Origin of the sequence: Gardnerella sp. DNF01199S (assembly GCF_049244155.1) — a bacterium.
Classification (GTDB): Bacteria; Actinomycetota; Actinomycetes; order Actinomycetales; family Bifidobacteriaceae; genus Bifidobacterium; species Bifidobacterium piotii.
Window position 1 is genome coordinate 840,410 of sequence record NZ_CP058380.1, and the last position, 16,427, is coordinate 856,836.

11 protein-coding genes are annotated in these 16,427 nt (G+C 41.2%); 10 read left to right on the forward strand and 1 reads right to left on the reverse strand.

The window, feature by feature from the left end; all coding sequences use genetic code 11:
• Positions 1-8: 8 nt before the first annotated feature.
• The 9 genes from HXT45_RS03300 (at position 9) to HXT45_RS03340 (ending at position 13,092) form a co-directional block, all read left to right on the forward strand.
• On the forward strand, positions 9-854 hold the full coding sequence (locus tag HXT45_RS03300; protein WP_032819335.1) for an ABC transporter permease: 846 nt from the start codon (positions 9-11) through the stop codon (positions 852-854).
• A complete protein-coding gene (locus HXT45_RS03305; protein WP_421781213.1) occupies positions 844-2,532 on the forward strand; it encodes an ABC transporter ATP-binding protein in 1,689 nt (562 codons plus the stop codon). The genes HXT45_RS03300 and HXT45_RS03305 overlap by 11 nt, the downstream gene beginning before the upstream one ends.
• 208 nt (positions 2,533-2,740) lie before the next feature.
• Complete coding sequence (locus HXT45_RS03310) at positions 2,741-3,241, forward strand: S-ribosylhomocysteine lyase (RefSeq protein ID WP_004113527.1); 501 nt, start codon at positions 2,741-2,743, stop codon at positions 3,239-3,241.
• Between the two features lie 60 nt (positions 3,242-3,301).
• Entirely contained in the window at positions 3,302-3,847 is a 546-nt protein-coding gene (locus HXT45_RS03315; RefSeq protein ID WP_016786277.1) for a hypothetical protein, read from the forward strand.
• Positions 3,848-3,962: 115 nt separating this feature from the next.
• A complete protein-coding gene (gene alr, locus HXT45_RS03320) occupies positions 3,963-5,318 on the forward strand; it encodes an alanine racemase (protein WP_421781215.1) in 1,356 nt (451 codons plus the stop codon).
• Positions 5,319-5,390: 72 nt separating this feature from the next.
• Positions 5,391-6,674: a deoxyguanosinetriphosphate triphosphohydrolase gene (locus HXT45_RS03325; RefSeq protein WP_421781217.1), complete on the forward strand. Its 1,284-nt coding sequence runs from the start codon at positions 5,391-5,393 to the stop codon at positions 6,672-6,674.
• 56 nt (positions 6,675-6,730) lie between these two features.
• Positions 6,731-8,833 carry a DNA primase gene (gene dnaG / locus HXT45_RS03330; protein ID WP_421781219.1) on the forward strand — a complete coding sequence of 701 codons (2,103 nt, stop codon included), beginning with the start codon at positions 6,731-6,733 and terminating at the stop codon, positions 8,831-8,833.
• Between the two features lie 120 nt (positions 8,834-8,953).
• Positions 8,954-12,109: an alpha-mannosidase gene (locus HXT45_RS03335; RefSeq protein WP_421781221.1), complete on the forward strand. Its 3,156-nt coding sequence runs from the start codon at positions 8,954-8,956 to the stop codon at positions 12,107-12,109.
• 17 nt (positions 12,110-12,126) lie between these two features.
• Complete coding sequence (locus tag HXT45_RS03340; protein WP_101889260.1) at positions 12,127-13,092, forward strand: nucleoside hydrolase; 966 nt, start codon at positions 12,127-12,129, stop codon at positions 13,090-13,092.
• A gap of 150 nt (positions 13,093-13,242) precedes the next feature.
• Here the strand turns inward: HXT45_RS03340 and HXT45_RS03345 are convergent, their stop codons facing one another.
• Complete coding sequence (locus HXT45_RS03345; protein ID WP_421781225.1) at positions 13,243-14,958, reverse strand: acetolactate synthase large subunit; 1,716 nt, start codon at positions 14,956-14,958, stop codon at positions 13,243-13,245.
• A gap of 263 nt (positions 14,959-15,221) precedes the next feature.
• Here HXT45_RS03345 and HXT45_RS03350 point away from each other — a divergent pair, with 263 nt between their 5' ends.
• Positions 15,222-16,415 (forward strand): SLC13 family permease, encoded by a 1,194-nt coding sequence (locus tag HXT45_RS03350; RefSeq protein ID WP_116689595.1) that lies wholly within the window; start codon positions 15,222-15,224, stop codon positions 16,413-16,415.
• Positions 16,416-16,427 lie beyond the last annotated feature (12 nt).

Consider the following 16,427-nt stretch of genomic DNA (forward strand, 5'->3'; position numbering starts at 1 on the left):
TTCAAGCAATGATTAAGTTTTTAAGACGCATTTGGCGCGGAGTTATTGGAAAATTCGTTTGCATTATTTTGTGCTTGTGGATTTTTGTAGCTGCGCTTTCTTTTGTGTGGACGCCCTACTCTCTTCTAGAAACAAACGGGTACGAGGTATGGCAAAAGCCTTCTCTAAAGCATTGGCTTGGCACAGATGGAACGGGTGCAGATATGCTTAGCTGGCTTATGGCTGGTTCTAGAGTAGAGATTTTGCTTGTTATTTCAACAGTTGCGATTGCAAGCGTTGTTGGATTTGTGATTTTAAGCTTTACGATTTGCCGCGTTCAAAAAATTCGTTCCGTAAGCATTATGGCAGTAGACGCTTTAATTTCTATTCCAACAGTTTTGATTGCGCTTATGCTTGCTGTACCTCTTGGAGCATCCGTTCTTGTAATCATGCTTGCATGCGGATTTGGATATGGCTTAAATCTTGCTCGTATTTTGCGACCAAGTGCTGTTCTTGTTCTTAAGTCAAACTATGTTGATTGCGCTGTTTCTAATGGTGCTAGCAGAAGTTACGTTTTGCTAAAGCATGTTTTTCCTAATATTTTGCCTATCGCTTCCGTTCAGCTTTCGCTTTCTGCAGGAACTGTTATTTTAGCGGAAAGCGGATTGACTTATTTAGGTGTTGGTGTTCCTTCGGGAGTGCCGAGCTGGGGTCGCGTTCTTTCTACTTCGGTTACTTTGATTCACGTTTATCCGCTTGCGGCTCTATGGCCTGGTCTTGTTGTTACATTAACAGTTTTGTCTCTTAATCTTTTTGGCGATGTTTTAAGAAGTGCTACAAATCCAGCGAATAGGGAGTCTAAGAATGAGTCTTGATATAAAAGGATTATCGCTTAGCATTGGATCTTCGCGCATTTTAAGTGATGTTTCACTTAACGTTAAAGATGGCGAGCGCGTTGGGCTAGTTGGATCTTCTGGCTCGGGTAAATCAATGCTTTTAAGAGCTGCGATTGGTCTAGTTCCGTCTAATTGCAAAATCACTGGCTCTTGCCATGTTGGCAATGCCCAAACTGCTGGCGCTGACGATTCTGCGCTTGCAAACATTCGCGGTAAGTATGTTGGCGTTGTTTTTCAGCAAGCGGATCGTGCTCTTAACCCTATTATGAGTGTTAGCGAGCAAATCGCCTTACCTCTTAGGCTCCACTACAATTTGTGCGAAGACGATATTCAAAATCGCGTTAAAGTTATGCTTGAAAAAGTTGGTTTAGGCGCGAATATTTTGAATAAGCGCACTTTTGAGCTTTCGGGTGGGCAAATGCAACGAGTTGGAATTGCTACAGCGCTTATAACTTGCCCTAAGTTGATTCTTGCAGACGAGCCGACTACTGCTCTTGATTCTGTTACACAAAAAGATGTTGTAAATATGCTCACTTCTTTAGTTGATAATATGGGCGCTTCAATGCTTTTTGTTACTCACGATTTTTCGGTTCTTTCTAGCGCTGCTACTCGTTGCTATGTTTTGGATTCTGGGCGATTAGTCGATAGTGCGCGTGTTGGTGAATTGCTAGAAAATCCTAAGGTTCACTCTACTAAGCAACTTGTTTTTGCAGCGCGCGCTTTAAGTCTTAGTAAAAATTCTTCGAGTTTTTATGACAATGATTTAAGTTTTGATAATAAAAGCGATTTAGATAAAGGCGATTCTTCTAAAGATGATTGCATTTTTAAAGCTAAAAACGTTCACGTTGTTTTAGGAAGCTCAAAAAACCGCGTTGAAGCATTAAAAGGCGTTGACTTTAATCTTAAAGTTGGCGAATCTTTAGCTTTAATTGGCGGATCTGGAAGTGGTAAAACAACTTTGATTCGCTCTTTACTTGGATTGCAAGAAATAAGTGAAGGAAGAATAGAGTATTGCGGCAAAGTTGTTGAAACCGTTGAAAACGCTAAAAAGTTAAATTTGAAAGACTCTGCTTACGTAAATATGAGAAGACAATGTTCGCTTGTATTTCAGCATCCTTTTGCAGCTTTAGACCCGCGTTGGACAGTTAGAAAAAGCGTTGCTGAGCCGCTTGAAATATGGCGTAAAAACATGAGTTCTGATTCAAATACTGTTGGCTCACGTTATATTGATTCACATGATGTTGATTCACATGCTATTGACTCTAAAGTGGATGATGTTTTGAATTTAGTTGGATTAGATCCTAAAGTTTTTGCTGGAAGATATCCGTGCGAGCTTTCTGGCGGACAGGCTCAATGCGTTGCGATTGCTAGAGCGCTAATCAATAATCCTAGAGTTTTGGTTGCAGATGAGCCAATGAGCGCAATCGATGTTGCTGAGCGCACAAGAATCTTAGATGCTTTTAATGTGATTCGCGCAAATCGCCCTAATATGGCGTGCGTATTTGTTAGCCACGATCTTGGTATGATTCAGCATTTAGCGTCTAGTGTTGTTGTTCTACAAGATGGCGTTGTTGTTGAATCTGGGCATGTAAGTCAAATTTTAACTAATCCAAAACATAGCTACACTCGCGAACTTATTGATGCTGCTACTTTGTAAGTCTGTATTTGTAAGTATTGCAAGTTTGCAAGTTTGCAAGTCTGTATCTGTAAGTCTTATAAGTTAATAAGTCAATAAAAAATATTTTTAGACTCGTGTTCATGTGTGTTTGGCAAGAATAGCGTCTAATATTATTTAGTAATCGTTATTTACGCATGGATTGTGCGCATACATTTGGCGCATGGAATATAAGTTAGGATGGAATAAAATGAGCGAAAATCAAAACAATCAGCCAACACCTCGTCCAGAAAGCTTTGAGCTTGACCACACTAAAGTTAAAGCTCCATATGTTCGCTATATTGACACTCAAAAAGGCCCGAATGGAGATGTTATTTCTAACTACGATATTCGCTTAACTCAGCCTAACCAAGAGGCTATTCCTACGGGCGCTTTGCACACTATCGAGCACACGATTGCTGTTCTTTTGCGTCAGCGCATTGAAGGCTACATTGATTGCTCTCCATTTGGTTGCCGTACAGGATTCCACCTTTTAACTTGGGGCACTCATAGTACAGAAGATGTTGCGCGCGCGTTAAAGGAATCGCTTGAATTTATTGCGTATAAAGCTACTTGGGAAGATGTTCCAGCTACAACTATTGAGTCTTGCGGAAACTACCGCGATCATAGCTTGTTTGGAGCGCGTCAATGGTGCAAAGATATTTTAGACAAAGGCATTAGCTCCGATCCTTTTGAGCGCAAGATTGTGTGATTTGTTGCGTTTGATTGTGTAAGACTGTAAAATCGCCATATTCTAAGCATAGGGGGGTGTATGTGTGAAATAAGATTGAGGAAAGCAACTCTTAGCGATCTAAAAGATATTGAAAATATTTATGAGAGAGCAAGAGTGTTTATGGCAAATAATGGCAATCCTCATCAATGGGGAGATCGCTTTCCTCTAACATCTAGTGTTATAGAAGATATTCGTTTGAATCGTTTTAATCTTCTTGTAGACACGGACCCAGATTTTGGCGAAGAGCGCATTTTGGCACAATTTGCACTGTGCGAGGGTCTTGATGAAGTCTACGCAAAGATTGATGGAGCGTGGCTAGATGACGTTTTGCCATACGTTACAATCCATAGGCTTGCATCTTCGGGAGTTAAGCCAAAAATGGCAAGCGAATGTTTAAGATGGGCTAAGCGCAATTACTCTAATGTTAGAATCGATACTCATCCCGACAACTTGATTATGCAAAAAGTTATTTTGCGAGAAGGCTTTAGCAAGTGTGGTCTTGTTGTAATTCCAGATCGCGCGCATAGTGCAACTAGAATCGCGTATCAATGGTTGCGCTCGCATAATCATGTAATACGGTATTAGCGGTATTACATGTATTAGCTGTATTAAAACGTAACTCAAAAATAGTTGTAGATATAGTAGATAAAAAAATAATTATAAAAGTAAAAGCTAAAAACTAAGAGTAAAGGCGTGAGATATGTGTAAAAATTCGAGTATACAAGCGATTTTGCAAGAAAACTACGCTCGCGCCTTAAGTACATACCCTGGGCAGGTAATCGTTGATCTAAAAGCGCTAAGAGATAATATGCGAACTCTTGTTGAGCGCGTTTCTAAAGATTTGAAGCCTGGTCAAAAGTCGCCAGCAGTTATGGGAGTTGTTAAAGCAGACGCTTATGGTCACGGGCTTATTCCTAGTGCGCTCGCAGCTTTAGCAGGAGGAGCAACTTGGCTTGGCACAGCTCAGCCTTATGAGGCTTTACGGCTTCGTAAATGTGGAATTGACTCAAGCAGGTGCCGTATTCTTACGTGGCTTACTAGCGCTCCAACGTCTCTTTTTGCGGATTTAATAAAAGCAGATATTGATATTTCTGTTGGCTCACTTGATTCTATTGACGCTGTTGCGCTCGCTGCTAAATCGCTTGGTGCTGTTGCACGTGTGCACGTTAAGGTAGATACGGGATTTGGCAGAAACGGTTTTACGCCTGCTGGCTTTAGTAATGCTTTAGAAAAACTTAGTGAATATTCTAGCCAGGGATTAATCGAAGTTATTGGGCAATGGAGTCACTTGGCTGTTGCTGATTGCCCAGACGTTCCAGAGTTTGTTGCATCTACAGATAGGCAAATTGAGCAATTCCACGATTTTACTAGAAGAATGCGCGAAGCTGGGTTGGAGCCTAAAATCCGACATTTAGCTAATACGGCTGCAACTCTTAACAGGCCAGAGATACGTTTTGAGCTTGTTCGCCCAGGAATTGGATTATATGGATACGAGCCAGACCCTGTTATGGGAGCGCCTCAAACTTACGACTTGCGTCCAGCTATGACTTTACAAGCGCAATTAGGAACAGTTAAATCTGTAGAAGCAGGGCACGGCATTTCTTACGGGCGCACGTATTTAACGCCAGACAATACAAGCACAGCAATAGTTCCACTTGGATATGCGGATGGTATTTTGCGCGCATCTAGCGGATTCGATATGCAAGGATCTCGTCATGTTAATAAGCCTGGAGGCCCTGTGCGCGTGGAAACTAAGAACGGCGCTAGGATTTTGCATGTTTCGGGGCGCGTTTGCATGGATCAATTTATTGTTGACTTAAAAGGCAGCGCTAAAGAGCTTGGAGTTAAAGAAGGAGATACGGTCAGGCTTTTTGGGCCAGGCAGGGGTCTTGAATATGCGGAGCCAACGGCAGACGATTGGGCAGCGGCTGCAGGAACAATAAGCTACGAGATTATGACTGGGATTGGCCCTAGAGTTCCGCGATTGTATAAGAATGCTTACGAAGTTTTGCCTGAAAAAGACATAAAAATGTTGGATGAAAAAAGCTTAATCTAGCGATTTTGCGATTTGCTACTTGCGATTTTAGATTTGCGATTTGCTACTTGCGATTAGTTGAGGAGGTTTTTAATGTGTAACGATGTGATTGCTTCCGATAACGAAGTTGTTGGCGAATACAGCTTGCACGATACTGAGCGATGGGCTAGCGAGCCTCACCACACGCGCGCTCGCACACCGTTTGAGCGAGACAGAGCCAGAATAATCCACTCTTCAGCGCTTAGAAGACTCGGCGCTAAAAGTCAAGTGCTTGTAGCTGGCTCCGACGATTTTGCTCGCACGCGTTTAACTCATACTTTGGAAGTTGCGCAAATTGGTCGCCAGATTGCTGCGATGCTTGGCGCGGACCCAGATGTTGTAGATTGCGCTTGCTTAGCTCACGACTTAGGTCATCCTCCTTTTGGTCACAATGGCGAGCGCGCGCTTGCTCAAATCGCAAGCAATATTGGTGGCTTTGAGGGAAATGCTCAAACTCTTAGACTTTTAACGCGCTTAGAGCCTAAAGTTTTTAGAGAAAATGGCGCTAGCGCAGGCGTAAATCTTACGCGTGCAAGCTTGGATGCTGCTGTTAAATATCCTTGGGGTTTTGATGAAGCAAAAGCGCACGATAAAGGCGAGCGCGATTTAAAATTCTGCGTTTACCCAGACGATAGGGAAGTTTTTGATTGGCTAAAAAGTGGCTCTCCGCGCGAATCGAAGCCTATAGAGTGCCAAATTATGGATCTTTCCGACGATATTGCATACAGTGTTCACGATATTGAAGACGCGATTGTGACTGGCGCTTTTAATACGGAGCTTGTTTGGGATTCAAGCGTTGCGGATCAAGTTATTCAAGAAGCTCATAATTGGTACGGCAACCAGTGGGATGCGGATAGTCTTTTGGAAGCTTTTAAGCGTTTGCGCGCTCTTAATATGTTCCCTGATTCTTATGACGGCTCTAGAAGGTCGCTAGCTCATCTAAAGAATATTACTAGTGCTTTAATCGGCAGGTTTGCAAGCTCTGTTGAGAAAGCAACTAGAGAAAAATACGGCAACGGCGCTTTAATTCGCTACCGCGCAAACGTTGTGATTCCGCCAGAAACATCTTACGAGATAATCGTTCTTAAAAGCTTGGCTGTGCATTTTATAATCCAACCTAGAGAGCGCGAGTTTTATAGGCGTGAGCAAAAGATTCTAACGGATTTGGTGGAGGTGTTTATGAGCAAGTCTCCGCGAGCACACGATGCTATGGAATCTGTGTTTATAAGCGATTGGAATGCTTGCTCTAGCGAAGACGAGTGTTTAAGAGTTGCGATTGATCAAGTTGCAAGTCTTACAGATGGATCTGCTACAGCTCTTCATGCCGCTTTGTGCTAAACTACGAGTTTTTCATAGAGTGTCTGTAGCCTTCGGCTTGCGATAAGCTAGAGACTATGGCTGGAATGATTGTAAAAGAAGACGTTGAGCGTGTGCGCGCTGCTGCAGATTTGTATGATATTGTGTCTGCGACTGTTACGCTTAAGCCTTCTGGAACGGGTACTTTTGTGGGGCTTTGCCCGTTTCACGATGAAAAAACGCCTAGTTTTAGCGTTCGTCCAAGCTTGGGTGTCTGGCATTGCTTTGGTTGCGGTGCTGGCGGAGATGTTTTTAAGTATGTTGAGCAAAAAGAAAACATTGATTTTCGCGAGGCAGTAGAGCTACTAGCGGATCGCTACCACATTGAAGTTCATTATGACAAATCGCAGGATGCTAAAGATAATTCTCATGCTGGCTCCAAGCGCGCTCGTCTTATAGAAGCAAACGAGGAAGCTCAACGTTTCTTTGTGTCTCAAATCAACTCTAATGAAGCGTCTGCAGCGCGTAGTTTGCTTGCTGGTCGTAATTTTACTCAAGCGCAATGCGAGCGTTTTGGTTGCGGATACGCGCCTAACGGATGGGATAATCTTGTTCGCTATTTGTCTAATAAGGGTTTTACTCGTCAAGAATTATTGGATGCAGGATTGGCGCGTCAAGGTCAGCGCGGAATTTACGATTACTTCCGCGGCCGATTAACGTGGCCTATTCGAGATTCTACTGGACGTACTTTGGGTTTTGGCGCTAGAAAGCTTTACGACGACGATTCTATTAGCGCAAAGTACATTAACACTCCAGACACTGTGTTGTATAGAAAAACGCAAGTTCTTTACGGAATTGACATTGCTAAGTCGAATATTGTTAAAAAGCGCCAAGTTGTGATTGTGGAAGGCTACACAGATGTTATGGCTTGCCATTTAGCTGGCGTAGATACTGCTGTTGCAACTTGTGGAACGGCTTTTGGCGCGGAGCATGCGAAGATTATTCGCCGACTTATTGCCGACGATTCTTTGGGAGCGATTCAGCTTGTTGGCCCTGTAAAAGTAGAAGGTCAAAAAGTTAGCTCGCGTATTGTTTTTACTTTTGATGGAGATGCGGCAGGCCAGAAAGCTGCTCTGCATGCTTTTGGCTTAGATTCAGCGTTTTTAACACAGACTTTTGTTGCTGTTGCAGATAATAATTTAGACCCTTGCGATTTGCGTATTCAAAGGGGAGACGAGGCTGTTCGCTCTTTGATTGCGCGCGCTAATCCTCTTTACGATTTTGTAATCGACACTGTTATTCGCCGTTTTGATACGTCTTTTGCAACAGGTCAGATGGGGGCTGTTAAGGCGGTTGCTCCTCTTGTTGCGCAAATTCGAGACAGGTCTTTGCTGGACTTATACACTAGGAAAGCTGTTAGAAATATTGGTGTTGATTTAGACGTTATGCGTAGGGAAGTGGAGTCTGCTAGAAGGCGATTGCACGTTGTAGACGATGACGCTTATTCTAAAGGCTACTCTTCCAACGTTTATGCGGATTCTCGAGTGTTTGATCAGCGTTCTCAAAGCATGAATGAGGCTGCTGCAAAAACCGCTATGCTTAGAAGCGCGTACAAGAATCAAAGCTACTACAAGGTTGATGATTCTGTATTTATGTGCGAGCAGCAATTTATGGCTGTTCTTATGCAATCCCCTTTAGCATTTAGCAATCAGCTTTTTGCGCATCTTACTTTGAATAATTTTATTACGCCAGTTTTTAGAACGCTTTTCCAGGCTTTTGTGGCTTCTGGTGGATTGCCTAATACAAGCGTTAGTAAAGGTCTTTGGTTGCACATGATTACTAAAGCTGCAGGACCTATGCTAGAAGGCGTTATTAACGAGCTTTCCGTAATGCCTCTTCCATTGTCTTCTAATAAAGTCTTGAGTGGGGCTTCTTCTATTAACTCGTCGGCTGCTTACGATTCGAGTGGTGTTTCTACAAATGAATCTCCATCCGATCTTTTGCGCGTTCCTAGCGAAGAAGAACAAAAGTATGCAAATGAGCTGCTTATTAAGCTTCTAGACGTTGGCTTTATGCGAAAAATCGGAGCTATTAAGCTTAGAATGAGTAAGCTAGAAGATGGGAGTGAAAAGCTCAATCTTTTAGGTCAGATTACTAGATTAGAATCTGCTCGAAAAGATCTTCAATCGCAAATTCTATAATGTGCATCAATCACTTGTTTTGCTTTTACATAAAGAGACGTGCGATTTACGTATACAAGATTTACGTATAAGCGATTTATGTATAAATGTGTAGTTGTGTAAGAAAGAAGTGTAGGAACAATGTTTTTATTACCTGAGCAGCAATTGAGTCGCTGTACAAGAGTTATGCAACAACGCTTATACCCGTATATAAATACTGTTTTATCGCACTGTAAAATTGGAGCGTATGAGATTGCTGGAGAACCTATTTCTTCTAGCGAATTCTTCTCTAAGTTAAAAAGAAACGATATTGTTTTTCGCTCATTCAATGTTCCAGGCGTTTGGGGAACAACTTGGGGCACAACGTGGTTTGAAATTACAGGGTCGATTGATTTTTCAAAGGTAAAAGGGCGCAAAGTTGAGCTAAATGTTGATTTAGGTTGGATTGAGAATCTTTTTCCTGGTTTTCAGGCAGAAGGATTAGTGTATAACATTGACGGAAGAGTTATCAAAGCTGTAAACCCTTGTAATCATTGGGTTCCGTTGATTGATGAGCATAATAATCGTTCGATTAGTATTGATGAAAATGGTAATTTTACTTTATATTTGGAAGCTGCAGACAATCCGTTTGTTGAAGGATCTACTCCATTTTCTCCTACTGATTTAGGAGAGCGTGCTACTGGAAAAACTGAATGCCAATATATGTTGAAGTATATTGACGTTACTGTTTTTAATCGTAATATTTTTGATTATTACATGGATCTTCAGACTGTAAGTTCTTTGATGCGCGAATTAAGCGATGATAATCCGCGTTATTGGAAACTAGCTAAAGCTTTACAGCACTCCTTAAATGCCTATGATGAGCATGATTCTTCTACTGTTCAAAATGCTCGTAAAGCGTTGCATGATGTATTAAGCAGCCCTGCTGCAGCAAGTTCTATAAAGCATACGGCTGTTGGTCATGCTCATATTGATTCTGCTTGGCAATGGCCTGTGCGAGAGACGCACAGAAAGGTTGCGCGCACAGTATCTAATGTTTTAGCTCTTATGGATGAGGATCCTGATTTTACTTATGCTATGAGTTCTGCTCAACAATACGAGTGGCTAGAAAACGAGCATCCTGATTTGTTTGAGCGTATGAAAAATAGGATTAAAGAAGGGCGTTTTATACCTGTTGGAGGTATGTGGGTTGAGTCTGATGCAATGATGCCGTGCGGTGAATCTTTAATTCGCCAAATGACTTTTGGTAAGAGCTATTTTAAGGAGCATCTTGGTGTTGAGCCGCATGGTATTTGGCTGCCAGACAGTTTCGGCTACACAGGTGCATTGCCTCAACTCGCTCGTCGCGCTGGTTTTGATTGGTTCTTAACTCAAAAGCTCTCATGGAACGATACCACTAAATTCCCACATCATTCCTTCCTTTGGGAGGGAATAGATGGTTCTAGGATTTTAGCTCATTTTCCTCCATCTAATACTTATGCTTCATCTGTGAACATGCATGAGCTAGTTTATTCTCAGCGCAATTTTTTGGATAAAGATTTATCTGATCATGCAATATTGTTGTACGGTTTTGGCGACGGCGGTGGCGGCCCTACTCGCGAGATGACTGCTCGCATTAGGCGCGATCGCAATTTAGAGGGTGCTCCTAGAGTTGATTTCGGCACTCCTGATGAGTTGTTTGAAAAAATACGAAAAGATATTGTTGACGATTCAAATGGCAATATGCCAGTGTTTAAGGGTGAGCTTTATCTAGAGTTGCATAGAAAAACTCTTACTTCTCAGCAAGATATGAAGCGCTATTGCCGCATAGAGGAATCATTGTTGCGCGTTGCTGAATATCTTGTTGTTTTAGCTCGAGTTTATGCGCCAGAATACCGTTTTAATAATGATGAGCTTACTAGAATTTGGAAGACTTTATTATTGAACCAGTTCCACGATATTCTTCCAGGCTCAGCTATTGCATGGGTTCATAGACAAGCTAGAGAAGAATATGCTAGAGATATTTCTTCTTTGCGTAAAATTATTTCAGATATTGCTAATGCGATTGTAAAAACTAGCAGCACTAACAGCGCTATTAACGCTATCAACGCGCGTAAAAATGTAAAGTTATTGACTTATACAGGTAAAAATGATGTTGCTTGGAATTTATATCAATGCAATCAAAGCAGTAAAAATAGTAAAACAACTGTAAAACACAAAAATGATGGTGGAATAATTCTTAATAATAGTGTTTTAAGTGTTACTATTGAACGCGATGGCACAGTGTCTTCTGTTAAAGATATTAAATTTAATCGCGAGCTAATTCCATCTGGTTATCGCATGGCGCAATATGAGATATTAAAAGATGAGCCATCTCAGTGGGATGCGTGGGATGTTGAGCGAGATGCGTTTATGCGGAATCGTAAGATTTATGATTCTTCAATTGTTGACGTTAAAGAACTTTTATCGGGCGGTGTATCTGTTGAAATCTTGGCATGTAAAAAAGATGTTAAGATTCAAACAAATATAATTTTAGAGCCATGTGTTAAACGACTTGATTTCCATGCTCAAGTTGATTGGAATGCTAAAGAGCAATTTCTAAAGGTAGATATGCCAACATCTATATGTTCAAATAATGCGCAATATGAGTGTCAATATGGTTTAGTCGAAAGGCCAATAGTAAAAAATACTCGTAGTGATGATGCAAAATTTGAATCATGCACGCATAGGTTTGTTCGCATAGAAGATTCCTCGTATGCTGTTGCTGTTGCGAATTCGTCTACTTATGGCGCTGATGCTTCTCCTATTGGCGATTATTCTTCATCTTATGGAACTATGCTCAGATTATCTTTGCTTTCCGCGCCTCTTTACCCAGATCCAAATACGGATCAAGGTAAGCACGAATTTACTTGGTCATTTATTGCTGATGCAAATATGGACTCAGTTCTAAGTACAGCTGATTTTTTGAATTCGCCAATTATTGATATGCTACCAGAAGTCGATCCATTGTTTACGATTCGCAGAAACTCAGGTCTAATTGCATTAGATTGGGTTAAGCTGGCCGATGATTGTTCTGGAGATATAATTTTACGTATTCACGAGCCATCTGGTGGATACGCAAATGGGCAAATAAAACTCAATAAAATCTTGCGTGCAGCCTCAATTGAAGAGGTAGATCTTATGGAAATGCCAGCATTGCACGGTATGTCTACAGCTTTGCATAAGAATAATGACGCGTTAAATATAGAGTTACGTCCTTTTCAGCTATGCTCATTGCGTATTCACATTGCATCTGAAACTACAGTTTCTATTAATTGATAGGATGTTGAGAGTTTATGAAAAATAAAGAAATTGATTCTAAAAAGAAAATAATAATAGATACAGATTGTGGTTCGGATGATGCTATGGCAATTGCCATGGCTTTAAATGATCCTAGATATGAGATATTAATGTTTTGCACTGTATCAGGAAACGTGTGCATGGAACAAGCGACTATTAATACGCTTACTACTATCGAGCATGCTGGTTCATATGAGCCACCTGTATATAAAGGAAGCAGAAGCATGCTCTTACGCGATTTGGCTTATGCTCATGAAACTCATGGTAGAGATGGAATGGGTGATATTGGTCTAGTGCCTCATCGTTTGAAAGAAAGTAATGGTAATGCTGTTTTGAAAATGATTGAAACTTTGAGAAACAGTGAAGATGGTGAAATAGACATTATTGCATTAGGGCCATTAACTAATATTGCTCTAGCTATTAAGGTTGATTATGAAGCGATGAAAAAAGTTGGTCGCATAGTCGTTATGGGATCTGCTGGTTTAGGCCGTGGAAATGTTTCTCCTGTAGCAGAATTCAATATTTGGCAAGATGCAGAAGCTGCAAAGATATTAGTTGATTCTGGTCTTAAAAATATTATGTTTGTTGGATGGGACGCATGCTTGGGAGAATGTATGCTGAATCCACAAGAAATTGCTAATATTCGCAAAAGTGGAGAACTCGGTAAGTTTGTTATTGATTGTAATAGGGAATTAATGGAAATGAATGTTAGCCGTTTTGGGGATGCTTATCTAGATATGGCTGATCCATCTGCTGTTGCCGCTGCGTTATATCCTGAATGTATAAGCGAGTGCACAAAATATTATTGCCAAGTTGATGCAACTCCTGGACCAAGTTATGGCTCAGTTCTTGTTGATGCTAATTTCTTCTCTGGTAAAACTCCGAATGTTGAAATATGTAGTAGGCTTAATCCCGAAAAATATAAAAATTACATTTATCGTACTTTGCATGTTGTAGATTAGCAAAATTTGTTTTTACCAACATGCTTTCTATATTGAAATAATATTTAAATACGACCGAGTTTGTTTATGGCTATTCACAAACTTTCTCGGTCGTATTTATATTTAATGCGTATATTTTCAGTATGCGTATATTTTCAGTATAAATATACTTTAGTTGCCGAAGTCAATGTCTCCAAGCTTTTCAATAAGCTTCATGTTTTCGCTATAATCCACTGGGCAAGCTATAACGTCAACACCGCTTTCTTGAGCCAAAGCCTCTTTAAGCATGTTGTATAAATCTTCTGGCTTTTGCACAACATGGCCTCTTGCTCCAAAGCTTTCTGCCAATTTTGGAACATTTGGATTAGTAAAATCAACGTATTCGTGTTCTCCTGCGTGCAAGTCCATCTTCCACTTAATCAAACCGTATGCGTTGTCTTCCCAAACCAAAATCACCATTCTAGAGCCTACGCGAACGGCGGTTTCAATCTCTTGAACGTTCATCATAAAGCTGCCGTCGCCCATAACAGCAAGAACAGGCTTTGTGTTGATTTTTCCGCTATTGTCTTTAATAAACGATGCTCCAACAGCTCCAGGCAAAGTCCAAGCCATTGTAGAAAGGCTGTTGTCTATAATGCAAGTGTTTGGATGCATTGTTGGGTAAAGCCTTGCCATCCACATTTTTAGCGCACCCGTATCTACAAGAACCTTAGTTCCTTCGGCAACAGCGCGACGAGTATCGTAAACAACGCGCTGAGGCTTCATAGGAATGCTGTTATCGTTTTCAAACGAATGCAACTCGTCTGTAATCATTTGACGAATCTTCGGGTGAGTTACGTCAAAAGTAACGTTTCTGTCTTTAAGCACACTTGTAAGCGTTTTAAGCGTCTGGCCAATATCTGCCATAATGTTTAGTGCAGTAGGGTAGTGAGCGTCTGTGTCTTCAACAAATGTGTTTATGTGAATAATCGTCTTGTCAATATTTGGATTAATCTTCTTAGGGTCAAATTGCTGAATTGAGAATCCTACAGCAATAATCAAATCTGCTGTGTCGAAAGCAAAATTCTCATAATCCCTATGCATAAATCCAACTACGCCAAGAGCATTCGGGTGGTTGTCTGGGAACACGCCTTTGCCTTCAAACGTTGTTGCAACTGGAACATTAAGCTGTTCTGCAAAAGCGAGAAGCTGGTCTTGAGCGTGGCTTCTTGCAACGCCGTTTCCTGCAAGAATAATCGGCCTTTTTGCTTGGCTAATTATTTTAGCAGCTTCGTAAATTGTGTCTGGAGCTGGAAGAATATGTAACGGCTTTGGAAGTGGAAGTGGCTTTGCGTCTTCTGGAACGCTCATTTCGCTAATATCTTCTGGAATAACAAGGCATGTTGCTCCTGGGCGCTTTCTTTGAGCGATTGAGAAAGCTTTGCGAACCATTTCTGGAGCCGTGCTTGGAGCAAGCATCATAGAAGACCACTGCGTAATTGGCTGGAATAATGCTACTAAATCAATGATTTGGTGAGATTCCTTGTAAAGTCTAGAAACGTTTCCTTGAGCGCATATTGCAACAAGTGGAGTTGTGCTTGCATTCGCTTGAGCTACAGGAAGTGTAAGATTTAGTGCTCCAGGCCCCAGCGTTGCCAAGCATACGCCTGGCTTTCCAGTAATATGCGCATAAGTCGCGGCCATAAATCCAGCGCCTTGCTCGTGGCGAGTAAGCACAAAGCGTATATTTCCATTTCGCTCAATTGCCTCTAAAAGTGGAATATTTTCTTCTCCTGGAATTCCAAAAACAACCTCAACGCCTTCGTTTACAAGGCATTCTACGATTAAGTCGGCTGTGTTTCTTTTATGGCTTGCTGTTTTTTGAGCTTGCGATTCTTGATTTGTCATAATTGCGTTTCTCGCTTTGTGCTTAATATGCTTGTTAGCCTTACGACTTCTTTTCCATTTATAATATAGGCATCTAAGACATGTGCTGCTTGCGCGTGTCACAAAAATGGGCGGATTTTTGCATATTCGCTTTGTGGCAAAACTAAAGCGCTTTTAGCACCCTATGCCTTGTTATTTCAACGATTTTGTCGGGAATTTTTGCCTCTTTGGATTGGGTTTCTTATACAATTTTATAAGTTGTGTATTTTAGTTGCGGAGGAATGATGAGGCGTTGGCTTCTGAATTTGGTCAAATGTGAGACCATCCTTATTGTGGCCGCCGTTTTAGCTGTTATTTCTTGTTTTTTCGTTCCGCCCGATGCGCAATATTTTAGCTACATTCACGTAAACACTATTTCTCAGCTTGTTTGCTTAATGATGGTTGTTTGCGGATTCCAGCGAATAGGCGTTTTTAGAAGTATTGGCGCGAATCTTCTTAGAAGAGTTAGGACTGAGCGCGGATTAGTTCTGGTTCTTATGTCTTTAACGTTTTTCTCGGCAATGCTTATTACTAACGATGTTGCTCTTGTGACTTTTGTTCCTTTTGCGATTTCTGTTTTGATGATGGCAAATGCCGAGAAGCACGCAATTCTTATTGTGACTTTAATGACGATTGGCGCAAACGTTGGGAGTATGCTAACTCCTATTGGCAACGCGCATAATTTGTATCTTAAAGCGCTTACTGGAATGTCTACGGGCGATTTTCTTTCCATTATGGCTCCGTACACGCTTACTGCTGCGATTCTTATGATTGCGTTTGCGTTTGTGTTCTTTAGTTCTAAAAAAGTCGATCAGTTTGAAGGATTGCACGGAGACGATATTGAGCAAGGCGTTTTAGCTCCGCATTCTAAATCACCTAAGCCAGACGAGATTCGCGTTATGGGCTACGGTGTTGGCTTTACTCAATGGCGAGTTGTTGTTTACAGCCTTTTATTTATTTTGTGCTTGTGTGGAGTAGCTGGCTGGATTCCAGACTGGATTATGGTTTTGGCAGTTGTTATTGCCTTTATTATTTGCGATTCGCATGTGTTCCGTGCTTTGGATTGGGCTTTGCCTCTTACGTTTATAATGTTCTTCATTTTTATTGGAAACATGCGCAGGGTTCCTGGATTTACCGAGATTGCGCAAATGTGGGTTGGCTCTCATCCTATGGAAGTTTCGGTTGTTTCTAGTCAAATGATTAGTAATGTTCCAACTACTATTTTACTTTCTGGCTTCTGCGACCAGTGGAAGATGCTTATTATTGGCACTAATCTTGGCGGTATGGGAACGCTTATTGCGTCTATGGCATCTTTGATTTCGTACAAGAGTATTACGCATAAGTACCCTCATAATAAGGGTCGCTATTTGCTTATGTACACAATTGTGAATCTTCTTTTCTTGGCTGTTCTGATTGGCTTAGCTTGGATTATTGAGTAGCGTCTTTTTGGT